Raw genomic sequence first — 12,289 nt, 5'->3', positions numbered from 1 at the left:
GAGTGTCTTACTGCCCCCGAAGCGAAGAGGTTGTCCGTCATTTGCATCGTCATAGACATCTTTTATCTGCGGATCGCCCAGAACTCCAGCTGCAACTCCGGGAATTCGCCAGACACATGCATTGCCAGCCCGCCGGAGTTGTTCAACTGCCGCCACAGGTCGTGCGTGGTATCGACCTCGAAATACGAATATCCCGCGTGGTAGGGGATTTCGCGCGGTGCGACCGAAAGCGAACGCAAGATGACACCTGGCAGGTGAAGATTGACAAGGTCGCGAATTTTTTCCACAGGGCCGAGCTTGGTCTGCGTCGGAAAGTGAGTGCGCAGAAACTCCACTGTGGTCTGGGCATGCACTGCCAGCACAAAGTCGCAAGTGGTAAGCAGTTCGGTGGACGGGATAAGGGCTACACGTACGCCGTACTGCCGCTCCTGCAGCTCGATCTGGATGGCGTTCTGTTCAAGGACTGAAGACAGGCCACGACGAAGCTCCAGCATGAGCGGTGGAAAACAGCTTCGCAGGTCGTCATGGTCATAGGCTGGCAACGGGGCCGGGCGACGCTGCTCTCGGGTGAAGGTGGCGAGTTCTCCAGCCATCTTCAGCAGATCATCAAACAGGCGCTCCGGGTGTATGGTGCGGACTCGGACCCAGTGCTCCACGGCTGGTTCCCAGCGGTTGATGTACTGCAGCATCAGAAAGTCGCCCACCTCGCCAACTCCACCGCGGCCCGGTTGTATCAAGCGCTCTTCTAGCGCCGCGCCGCGTTGTTTCAGTAAGCCATGTAGCTCGCGACAGAATGCAAATAGCGCCGATGTCTCTGAGTTGTTCACTACCGTGGGGATGAACGACTTGTCTAGCAGCACCGACCCATCGGATTTGCGCTCCACAACGTGAGCGACCGGCAGCGATACCCATCCCTCTGAGAGATCCTGCTTTGCGCGCAGGCTGAAGCGTGCTTTGCCAAGCTGTACCTCTGCGGGCTGGGCGCCGACATCATTCACGTCAGGCACCTCCAGCACTTCCGCCTGATAGCGGGTCATGCCCACATCCGACTCACTCAACGTCACCTCCGCTCCACTGCGTCGGCGCAAAGGCAATGAGAGAAATACGAGTGTGTCCTTGACGTCCTTGCCAACATCCAGAGGTGGCGGAGCATCGTCAACTTGCGGGATCTGGAAAGGCGTTCCGTCCGGCATCACCCCGTGCGCGGATATCAGCGCAATCTTGCCGAGCGCAAGCATCTGATTGTCCAGAGTGAGCTCAGAAAATCCCCAGTAAAAAGGCTGACCAGGCAGGCTGCGCCCCTGCACCAGAAAGTCGATATAGCGCTCTTGTTGCTGAAAGTGCTGCGGGCGCAGGAACATGCCCTCGGCCCACACTACTTTTCTTTGCCAGACCATGGATTACCTTGAAGTTATTTGATGCTGAACGCGGACGGCATCGCGGGACACCGTCACCAGGTAGTGCACGGGTTTGAGCCGCTCTGTCTGCCCCAACCCCCACCAGCGACGGCGCATCTCGACGGAGTTGGGCGCATCTACAGAGGTTCTCCAGGTGCTGCGCTCCAGATCCCGATAGCCCGCAAGGAAACCAAATGCACGCACATCGGGGTTGCCCTTGCGTTCAATAATCCGCCGCTCACCAGGAGCAATCAGCAGCTCCTCGCGGCGAACAAAGTCACCGCCTAATTGGCTTTCGTCCTTGTCTTGTAGATCGAAGAAGCTGGAACGCTCGAACGTAGCGGGAGCACGTAGCTCGTAGATGCGAAGCAGAACAGGTTTCGGCATGCCGTCGATATCGGGGTTCAGACTGCGTTCCGCAACGATTTCGATGATGGCGGAGGGAACGGCGGTGGGTGCCTCGACGGGTCGATTGAGCGTATTCACGACACCACATGCCGACAGTGCAAACGCTGCAGCTATGAGGGATGCGGATCTAACAATGGCTCGCCGCATGGGGGTACTGGTCGTCATGATGGCAACAGTCTTTGCAATTTCAGTTGATGGCGGGGTTCTCGGAGACCCACACCGCGAAAGCACTGAGGTTGTCCTGATGGGGGCGGCCCTTGGCGGTCACCGCCCCCGCCATGTTGTGCAGCCACACATCCGGGCGATCTGCTGCCTGCAGCGCGTCTTCCATGGCAGACTCGTGCAGGTTCTCCCACAAGCCATCCGAACACAGCAGGAAGGCATCACCTTCCATCAACTCCATCGACTGAGGCAGTACCGTAGGAGGGACTTGGGATTCGGCACCGACAGCGCCTGCAAGAACACTCCGGTTGGGGAGCGAGCGAGGATCGCTGTTGGCGTACATCCCGGCGTGCAAGAGCTGTTGCACCACACTGTGGTCCTCGGTCATGCGGTGAACCTTGCCGCCTCGAAACCAATACAGCCGAGAGTCGCCCCAGTGCGCCCACAGCGCTCGCCCGGTCAGCGGCTCGATACACAGCAACACCACGGTGGCGCTCATGTGCATGCGCGACGTGGATGTGGGTTGCTCTTCCGAGACTGTGTGCTCCGCGCGAAAGATCAGCGACGCCAGACTGGCAGGGGCAAACATAGGGTTCTCGCGATAGCCACCCAATACCGCGTCCACCGTGAGCCGCGCGGCCAGTGCGCCGTTTCCGTGTCCTCCTGCGCCGTCTGCGAGCGTGCAGCAAAAGCCCTTGGGCCCGAGGTCAATCATGCCCAGGTAATCTTCGTTGGAGGCCCGTCCGCCTTTTTCAGAGATGGCTGAAACGGTGAGTTGCAGTCGATGTGCTTCACCTGCTATGTGCGCGATCACAGCGTCTCCTCCGCAGCTTGCGCAGCATTCTCATAAGCCTCTACGAATGTCTTCCCCGAAAACGCCATCAAGTCATCTTCCGCGTGGCGACGGATGGACTCGTAGCGTTGTTGGTAGTCGTCCCACAACGCGGCCTTTCTGTGCACCGACGAGATTCTTGACATCACGCTGGGTGATGATGCAGCGCTTTTCTCCAGCTCTACCGGGCTTAGGCGTGCAGTGGCTTCTTCATAAGCGGCGCGGATTCCGGCCATCAGTGCAACTTGATGCACTGCGAGGTCTTTGTAAGCCTCTTTCATCGCCGGAACTGGCTTCATAAACCCGGGAAACGTTTGGCCGGTCAACTGCAGCATGACGCCATCGGCGGTAGGCAAAAACTTCAAGGGGTTGTTTGCGCCTGACGCAATGATGGTGACGTCAGCCCTGAACTCACGTTTGATCTCAGACCGTGCGGACAACAGGTCAATCGAACCCTGCACTGCTGTGCGCAAGGCTTCACCAAATCCACGCATGAAATCTGGGGTGATGGAGAGCGCTACTCTGTCTGGCGTGATTCCGGCGCCCTCAAGGAATGCTGAGGCCAACGCTTGCATGGAGATGCTCACTTCGGGCTCTCCGTTAATCGGCTCAGGGCGCAGCGTTGCAGGCGCTGGATCAGCTGGACGCGGAGAGGGCATAGCGTTGCTCAAACCTGCTGAAGCATGTTCATTGCTTGCGAAACCGTTGATGGAGTCGGTTCTGTGGCTTTTTGATTGGAGCGGGTTTCCCCGCTCTTCACTACCTGCCTCATGTGCTGCGCTGGTCGGCCTCAGAGAGGCTGTGGCGTGTGGCTCGGAGCCGACCGCTGCAACAGGATCGCTAACGTTGATGAACGAAAATTCTGGCGTGCTGTCTGGCGTGGCACTTCCAAACAGGGCCAGGTCCAATCCCTGGGTGGGTTGGAGCCCCGCAGCAACTGCCGACTCTGTGGCTTTTGAGGCTTGTACTAAAGGGGTAATCTTTGCGACTGCCGAATCAACGCCAAGGCCGCTACGGGCTTCGCGAGGCATGCTAAAAATTTGTGCCAGATCAGATCCGCGGGATAGGCCGTGGTCTTCGGCTTCCGCATACATCGACTCTCCCGGTTCGCGAAACAACTTCAGCGGGTTGAGCTCGATCGCGGGGTCAAGCTGTTTGGGCAGACCGGTATGTGCAGCGTTGTCCATCTCTCCTGCGAACTGGCTTGTTCGGGGCAGAGACTGCAGCAGTTCGTCATTTTTGAGCTGAGCGACCTCTGCCAGGCTCTTGGCGGCCAAGTCGCCACTCCATGCGTCGTTCGCGCTTGCAAGTACTTTGGGGTCGGCAGCAAAAGGGTCAAAGTCATCTGGAATCACCATGGCCCGGTGTTCGACCGCTTTCGAATGAGTCGCGGTACTCGCTGGAAGATGCTTCTCGAAAGGGTTGCTGGAATTGATCTGCGTTGGCACCGGATCCGGGTGCACAACGGCTTTTGTTGGAGGGTTCACCTCTGATGCGCCGAGAGGGCTGTTCTGCTCCAGAGACGCTGTATCTGGCGCTTCCACGCGCCCGAGCATCGCAAAGGGATTGTCCGAAGACGCGTCAGGGTCAGCGGCAGGCCGGTGAGTTGTTGGCAGATCGGCCAGCTCTGGCACGCATGTCTCTCCCCCCACAATCGCCGGTATATCTGCCCAAGGGTTGGGTAGCGATGCGAGGTTGAGTGTTGTCGTCTCTGCGGTGGCCAGCCCCGGGGTGGCGGACGAGTGCATTTGTTGTAGCGGCAGTGTGGTGACACCATTGACTGGCTGGTGCTCCCTGCGAGAAGGCGTATCACCTCGCAGTTCTCCCGGCAGACATGCTCTCAGTGTGTAAGGACCAATGCCAATCTCTGCGCCGGGCATCAAGGGCACTTCCTGTCCTGACAGAACCTCCAGGCCATTTACCAGCACAGACCGGCGCTCGCACAGGTTTGCGATGTAGGCCTGATCGGAATCAAGGCGCACCATGGCGTGAACCCGTGCGACCTCCGCGTCAGCGTCGGGCAAAACTAGCTTGTTTTGCCCGGCCCGCCCAATGGTGCCTCCGGCCATACCAAATATGGCAGACCAAACACGATCCGCAGGGCTACCCATTTGGTGCGTGACCACCAGTTCAATCTTGTCCATTGGATTCCCGCTCTTGTCTTGGGATGTCCCGGGAATCAGGGCGCTTTGCGCGTGGGGCGCTTGTTTCGCGCGGCGTTGCGTGCATTGTTGAACTCTCGTCCCCACACCGGATGTCCCTTCTCTGCTTCCGTGAGTTGAAATGTGGGGTCTTGCTCCAAGGCAAGGTCGAACTGCTGCCGGCATGGGCGGGTGCGTCCAAGAGCGCAATGACTGAATGCCATGAACTTTCGCGCCTTGATCTGCGATATCAAGGACAGCTCAGGCGCATCGGCCAACGGGGTAAGTTGGGCAATCGCGTCCTCAAACTGGCCTTCTGCATAGGTATTCAAGGCTTCTGCAAGTAGCGCCTCTTTCTGCGCGCGCGGATCCACTGGCGCGACAGGCGCCTCGGGAACCACGGGAGTCGCCACCTCACGCTTTGGCTCGGGAGCGTCCGGGGTGGTCTGGCACGCGGCCAGAAGCGCGCATGCACAACCGATGAGCAAGGAATTCCAGAAACGGGTTTGCATCATTTATCTCGCGTCAAAGTCATGGGTAATCGTGATCGTCTGGTCGGACTCGACCTTCAGTGTTTTTCGGACTGTCTCAAAGCCCGGGTTGCTCAGGTCGATCGTGTGAGAACCCACCGGCAGCTTTATCTCAGTGAGCGGCGGAGTAACGCCAAGACGTTTGCCGTTGAGGTTGACGTTCGCCCAAGGAGACACTCGCAACTGCACGTTGTTGTCTGATCGAGGCAATGCGCGAGAACTGAATGTGTTTGCAGATGAGGCGCCGTACGGTGTCTGTTGATATCCCGCGGCAGGGAGTAGCGGAGTGACTGCCGCGATCACGGTGCTATTGAGTGAAAAACTGAGGGGGGTGGCATTGGCTGTGCGCTGCGCATCCGTGGCGCCCTGCGATGAGCGACTGCATCGCAGTCCCCGCTTGCCCTGGGCTTTCAAGTAAGCCTCGCGCCAAGGAGTGCCCTGCAGTTCGTACCCCTCAAGTGTGAAAGATGGCCTTGCTTCGAAGGCTGCATCGAAGGCAGCGTCGCACCGTGCCCATTCCTTATTGGTGCAATATACAAATGCAAGATATCTGTGGGCGGTGGAGCGCTCCCTCCGGTCTTGCAGTCCTGCGAACAGCGCTGCCTGAAGCGCCTTTTCGGCCATGTCGAGTTTGCGGGAGTCGTAAAGCGAAATGCCTTGGCCCAGCAACTGGCGCCCCGTTGCAGAGTCAGCGCTACGTGATTCAGCGCCCGCAGGCTCGTCGCAGCCTGTGGATGCGAATGCGGCACCCGACCCCACCCACAGGAAAAGCGTAACCCAGCGCAGTAAAGCGTTCATTGGCATAGCGTCTAAGCGATAGAGGGTGGCTGGAGCTATTCGAACTGGTGGCTAACAACCACCGGCTCACCCTTCTTGACCTGCACCGTTCTGATGACAGAAGCAGCGGCGGGGTTGCTCACTTCGATGCGGTGCGTGCCCTCGGGAAGCTCGACTTGCGTAAGCGGGGGCGTTGTGCCCATCGCAGTGCCATTCACAGAAACACGACCCCAAGGGCTGATTCGGAGCACCACGCGTCCGACATCGCCCACAGGCTTGGGTGGCGTCTTCACTGCAGTGGCAGGGTCGGCTGCGGTGGCTGCAGAGCCCGCTGTTGGAGCCGTTGTCTCAGGCTTGGCGGCAGCATCTGGGAGCAGGCCACGCTCAGTTGCGGGCGGCGGCGCTGAAATTGCACTTGCTTCTGTGGGCGAAGGTGTCACCGACGCCGACATGGGGGGCACCGACTCAGTTGACTCCAGTCGATTGATCAATGCAAAGGCTTCGCTTCGGTATTTGCCTTCTGGCTGGGCCTCCAGGTACCCATCCAGAGCCGCCACCGTCCCTATGTTCTTCGCTTCTCGCCAATGCTGGTCATCGGACGGGGCTGAAGTCGCGGCAATTTGTTCCGAGGCAGATGTATCCCTGCCGCCCCACCAAACTGCCATGGAGATTGAGGCCACCACCACAACCGCACCGACTATCCAGCGGGTGGTAGCAGGGCGGCGCGTCACTGTAAGTTTGCCTGCTGGTGGAAGGATCGGGCTTGTTGCCGATGGTTGTGAGGGAAAGACGATCTCAGTATGAGCAGGCGATGTGGATGTTGCATCGCTTGGGGCGTGGTGGGGTTGTTCCGCCGTGGGCGCTGCAGAGCTTTCAGGGCCAGGTGTCGTGTTGAGGCTGGTGACCGTCCGCTGAGGGTAGGGTGGGGGCGCAACGGGCGTGGTTCCCTCGTATTGCCCGTCGAGATGGGTTGATATCGCTACCGGGGCTGGGGCGGGATGGCTGTTCGGAGCCTTTCCAGACAGGCTCCGGTCGATAGGGCTCTCAGCGGTCGCAGCCGCCTCCTTGTACGGTGCTACAGATGTTGATGCAATCGGCGCTGCCAACGGGTTTGGTGCTGATTTTTGCTCTAACTCACTTGGGGATTGCGCGCCCAGGCCAGGGGCTGCTGCGTTGGTCCATGGGTTGAACATGGGCGCGGTAAACGTCGAAATACCCAGCAGTTCCTTGAGCTCTGCAATGGTCTGGGGGCGGTCCTGCGGCTTTACGGCGAGCGCGCGATGCACGCCATGAAGGAACTGGGGAGAGTACCCCGCATAACTCGTAGTTGTAAGTGCCGCAACCGGGTCGTTGATCATTCGTGCCACGGAGGTTGCCGGTGGCTTGCCGGTGATTGCTAGATACAGCATGGCGCCGATCTGATAGATATCCGTCCATGCGCCTTGGGGCATGGCGCCGTCATCGACATATTGCTCGATAGGCGCAAACCCAGGCTTGAGCACCATGGTCAGCGCCTGCGTCATGTCGCCGATGATTCGCCGCGCGGCGCCAAAGTCGAGCAGCACCGGCATCCCGGAGTTTTGCAGGAACACGTTGTCAGGTGCGATGTCGCGGTGGTAACAATCGGCGGCGTGGAGCATCTCGACCACGTCCAGAATGGGACTCAAGATGGCTGACAACATACGTTGGTTCATGCGATCGTGCTGAGCGCCGAGGAATGTTCGAAACGTCTGTCCTTCGTAGTGGCGCATCACCATGTAGGCGGTGCCGTTGAATTCAAAAAATCGGTACACATGCACCAGAGCGGGGTGCGAAAACTTGGCCAGCAGACGCGCTTCATTGATAAAACTGCGCAGGCCTGCATCAAAAGCGCCACGGTGTTGAGAGCGCACATGGATTTCGTTCGAGGACTTGCGCCCAGCCAGCGTGGCGGGCATGTATTCCTTGATGGCCACAATGCGATCCAGACTGATGTCGCGGGCTCGGTAAACGATGCCGAAACCCCCTTCGCCAATCACGTCCAGCAGTCGGTACTCACCGATATGCACGCCAGGCGCAAGGCAGTTTGCCGACCCCCCTACAGTGTCAATCATCACGCGACGCCCTCAGTTTTCATTCTTGAATTTCAGCCTGGCTCAACCAGCAGGTTCCTGTGGTCCAACGACCACAGGATGCCAACACTTGGTTGAGCGCGCAGGGCGCTGCCCATTGTTTTATTGCGATCAGAACAAATTGCACGACATGCTGGCTTTGGTCAGTTGCCCTGGCCAAGTAAGCGCTGCTCGACGGCTGCTCATTCAGGCCAACCCCACGGCGCGCACATATGGATGCGTGTTTGTGAAGCTTTGCGTTAAGCGGCCGCGTTGCGCGCCTGGAAACGGCATGGCAACCTCGTTCAGAAGCGGTCAATCTGTTGTTTGATCGCGGGCGAGTCTACCGTGCAGATGTGGCAAAACGCGTCATAAAACCCTCACTACATACGCTCGGAAACACACTGTTTCTAATGTTGCGGAGGTTGGCCTATTTGCTGTTACTTGAAACCCCTTTTTCTGAAATCCGCTCGTATCATGCGCCCGCTAACAAGCTTGCGAGGGAGGGGAATTCAAGCAAGCAACGGGTGCAGCCCGTGACAGAAATGCCGTAATTCGAGTGCGGGTGGTTCGTGTAAATCTTTGGATTTGCATTGGGGCTTGTGCGTGCTCTTTGCGGGTGATTTCGTACTCCTCTCTGGGCAGTTTCTTCTGTGGGGGCTTCACGCTCTTGCGGAAATTTAGAGCGCGGGCGCACTGCCGTTGGTGGTGATTGCTTCGCATTTTTTGAACCAAGGAGAGGTACCCGAATGACAGTTGCAATTTTTATGAAGGTGGAAGGCGCCAGCGGGGAGTCGAAAGACGCGGCGCACAAAGACTGGACCGACGTTGAGTCCTTCACCTGGGGTGTGACGCAGCCCCACTCGATGGCTTCCGGCGGTGGTGCTGGTGCTGGCAAGGCCGATTTTCAGAACCTGAACATCGTTGCCAACATCGACAAGTGCTACCCCGCTGTGCTCAAGCATTGCGCTACCGGTAAGCACTTGGGCCAGGTGGAGATTTCGATGTGCAAGGCCGGTGGCACGCAGATCGAGTTCGGCAAGATCACCTTGACCGATGTGATGGTGACCAACGTCACTGTGAGCGGCACCAGCTCTGGCGACACCGTGGTGGTGAACTACGCCTTCCAGGCGGCCAAGATCAAGACCGAGTACTCCGAGCAGACCAGCCAGGGTGGCAAGGGTGCTACGAGCCAAATGGGCTTCAGCATCAAGGAAAACAAGGAAGCCTGATCTTTCTGGCTTCTGGTTGCGCCTACTCCGTGCGCGCAACCTAAGAGCCGTGTCTTTGGATGCGGCTCTTTTTTTGTGCGCGCCTTGTGAGCGGGCGATGCGTTTGCTACGCCGTTTGCATTGCATTGCATTGCACGCATCGCTTGTCTTTCAAGCTGCCCGTTCCTTAGCAGCTGCCTCACTCCAGAGATTCTTCATTTGCCATGACCCGCCGCGTCACCATTCAAACCCCCCTGGGCGAACAGCTGCAGTTTCGCAAGCTCGACGGCGCCGAAACGATCAGCGAGCTGTTCTCGCTGGACGTTGATTTGGTCAGCCAGAGCAAGAGCATCGACCCCAAGGCCTTGCTGGGCAAGGCCGCCTCGGTGGTGGTGGAGACAGAGGGCCTGGGCAAGCGCTACATCAGCGGCCTCATCACCCACTTCGGCATGCAGGGGCAGGACCATCGTTGGGCCTCTTACCGCCTGCGTTTGAAGCCCTGGCTGTGGATGGCGACACGCAAGACCGACTTCAAGATCTTCCAGCACATGACGGTGCCAGACATCATCATGGAGGTGCTGGGAAAATACGGCTTCCCGATCGAGAAGAAGCTCACCCGCGCATACCGCACCTGGGACTACTGCACCCAGTATGGCGAGAGCGACTACAACTTCGTTGCGCGCCTGCTGGAACACGAAGGCGCGTACTACTACTTCACGCACAGCGCAGGCAGTCACACCCTGGTGCTGGCAGACGACATCGTGGGCTCGCACAGCCCCTTGCCCGGTGGTCACGTCATTCCGTTTCATCCCCCCGGCAAAGCAGCCATTGCCGACAAAGAACACTTCCATGCGTGGGAGTTGTTGCAAGAAGTGCAGCCGGGAAGGCACTACAACGACGACTACGACTTCAAGAAGCCGCGCGCCGACCTTTCCAACATGCGTCAGAACCCGCCCGGGCACGAGCATGACAAGTACGAGATCTATGAATGGCCCGGTGGCTACACCGAGTTTCCTGATGGCGAAACCTATGCCAAGCTGCGCCTGCAAGAACACCTGACCAAGCAGAGCCGTGTGCTGGGCCGCGCCAACAAACGCAATCTGGCGCCTGGGTACACCATCAATCTGGAAAACTATCCGCGCGAGGACCAGAACCGCCAGTACCTGGTGCTAAGCGTGCACTACCACTTCGAAGAGAACCCCGAAGTGAGCAGCAGTCGAGGAGGCGGAGTTACCCCCACCAAGAACCCGCAGGAGGCAGGCTCCATTCAGCAGTTTGAAGTAAGCGCCCAGCCCACCAGCATCGAATACCGCCCCAAACGCAGCACCCCCAAGCCCCGTACCCGTGGGCCACAGACCGCCGTTGTGGTGGGGCCGCCCGGCGAAGAGATCTGGACCGACAAGTACGGCCGCGTCAAAGTGCAGTTCCACTGGGACCGCATCGGCGCCATGGACGAGAACTCCAGCTGCTGGGTGCGCGTATCCACCAGCTGGGCGGGTCCTCAGTTTGGCGCGGTGTTCATTCCACGCATCGGTATGGAAGTCATCATCGACCACATCAACGGTGATCCTGACTACCCCATCCTTACAGGCTGCGTCTACAACGCCGTCAACATGCCGCCCTGGACATTGCCTGCCAACGCCACCCAAAGCGGCATCTTGACGCGCTCCAGCAAAGGCGGGGCCTCAGGCCCCGGAATGAAAAAAGGCCCTGGTGACGCCAACGCGCTGCGCTTTGAAGACAAGGCCGGGCAAGAGCAACTGTGGATCCACGCGCAGAAGGATCAACTGACTGAGGTGGAAAACGACGAAGAAAAATGGGTGGGCCGGGACCGAGAAAAGACGATTGATCGGGACGAGACCAACACCATCCATCGTGACCGAACGGAGACGGTTGACCGCAATGAGAAGATCAATATTCACGGCTGGCGCACGGAAGAAGTTGACGGCGATGAGACGATCACGATTCACAGCAATCGCTCAGAGCGTGTTGACCACAACGAAGAAATCAGCATCGGCGACAACCGGGACGAAACTGTCGGCAAGAACGAAACGGTGAAGATCGGCCTCACCAAGCAGCACACCATCGGCATCATGTCCATGCTCAATGTTGGGCTGGTGCGGGTGATGAGTATTGGCGTCGCCTACAGCCAGAACATCGGCATGATGATGTCCACCATTGTGGGCATGACCCAGACCACCAAGGTCGGGCAAAGCCAGAAAACCACGGTGGGCAAGGACTACGTACTGGAGGTTGGTGGTGGGGGCGGTGACGCTGGTTCTGCAGCCGCCAGTGCTGGGGCTGACCATATCGTTGCGCCATCCGGCGGTAGTGCAGGCGGGGGCGGTGGTGGTGGTGAGGCACCCAGCTGCATCAAGATCGACGCCAGCCAGATATTCCTGGAGTCCAAGAAGATCCATCTCAACGCCAAAGAAGAGATTCTGCTGACGGTGGGCAGCAGCACCATCAAGCTCACCCCCGGGCAGATTGAAGTGCTTTCGCCGCTGGACAAGCTCAACTGCTAGGCGGGCACTTCGGACTGAATTTGTCGTCGCGCGGACATCACGCGCATCGCGGCGCTCCTGCAAGCGCCAGCATCTGAATAACAACACATTCGATTGAGGGAAAAACCATGGGCAAACCCGCTGCCAGACAAGACGACCTGACGGAATCCGGAGGCCCGATCATCCAGGGCTCGCTGACAGTCCTCATCGGCTCGCAAGGCGGCATAGCCTGCTCCA

The 12,289-nt window shown here is 58.8% G+C and carries 9 protein-coding genes; 2 read left to right on the top strand and 7 right to left on the bottom strand.

The features are described from left to right. Positions 1-62 precede the first annotated feature (62 nt). From tssK to ACK4OE_RS03155, 7 genes are read right to left on the bottom strand one after another with little or no spacing between them, the layout of a single operon-like run. Positions 63-1,397, bottom strand: coding sequence for a type VI secretion system baseplate subunit TssK (gene tssK / locus ACK4OE_RS03185; protein WP_409882940.1), 1,335 nt, complete (start codon positions 1,395-1,397; stop codon positions 63-65). 3 nt (positions 1,398-1,400) lie between these two features. Beyond that, positions 1,401-1,970 (bottom strand): type VI secretion system lipoprotein TssJ, encoded by a 570-nt coding sequence (gene tssJ / locus ACK4OE_RS03180; RefSeq protein WP_409882939.1) that lies wholly within the window; start codon positions 1,968-1,970, stop codon positions 1,401-1,403. Positions 1,971-1,992: 22 nt separating this feature from the next. Next, complete coding sequence (locus ACK4OE_RS03175; protein ID WP_409882938.1) at positions 1,993-2,781, bottom strand: PP2C family protein-serine/threonine phosphatase; 789 nt, start codon at positions 2,779-2,781, stop codon at positions 1,993-1,995. After that, positions 2,778-4,943, bottom strand: coding sequence for a type VI secretion system-associated FHA domain protein TagH (tagH, locus tag ACK4OE_RS03170; RefSeq protein WP_409882937.1), 2,166 nt, complete (start codon positions 4,941-4,943; stop codon positions 2,778-2,780). The genes ACK4OE_RS03175 and tagH overlap by 4 nt, the downstream gene beginning before the upstream one ends. 35 nt (positions 4,944-4,978) lie before the next feature. After that, entirely contained in the window at positions 4,979-5,452 is a 474-nt protein-coding gene (locus ACK4OE_RS03165) for a TssQ family T6SS-associated lipoprotein (RefSeq protein ID WP_409882936.1), read from the bottom strand. Between the two features lie 3 nt (positions 5,453-5,455). Further along, entirely contained in the window at positions 5,456-6,268 is an 813-nt protein-coding gene (locus tag ACK4OE_RS03160; protein WP_409882935.1) for a PEGA domain-containing protein, read from the bottom strand. A gap of 35 nt (positions 6,269-6,303) precedes the next feature. Next, positions 6,304-8,340 (bottom strand): protein kinase domain-containing protein, encoded by a 2,037-nt coding sequence (locus ACK4OE_RS03155; RefSeq protein WP_409882933.1) that lies wholly within the window; start codon positions 8,338-8,340, stop codon positions 6,304-6,306. Positions 8,341-9,086: 746 nt separating this feature from the next. Here ACK4OE_RS03155 and ACK4OE_RS03150 point away from each other — a divergent pair. Continuing rightward, positions 9,087-9,569, top strand: a complete 483-nt coding sequence (locus ACK4OE_RS03150; protein ID WP_409882931.1) for an Hcp family type VI secretion system effector — start codon at positions 9,087-9,089, stop codon at positions 9,567-9,569. Between the two features lie 203 nt (positions 9,570-9,772). Further along, entirely contained in the window at positions 9,773-12,073 is a 2,301-nt protein-coding gene (tssI, locus tag ACK4OE_RS03145) for a type VI secretion system tip protein TssI/VgrG (protein WP_409882930.1), read from the top strand. Positions 12,074-12,289: the final 216 nt, after the last annotated feature.

The sequence above is a fragment of the Acidovorax sp. genome (assembly GCF_046314175.1).
Taxonomy (GTDB): Bacteria; Pseudomonadota; Gammaproteobacteria; order Burkholderiales; family Burkholderiaceae_C; genus Acidovorax.
This window is presented reverse-complemented; position numbering and strand designations above follow the sequence as displayed.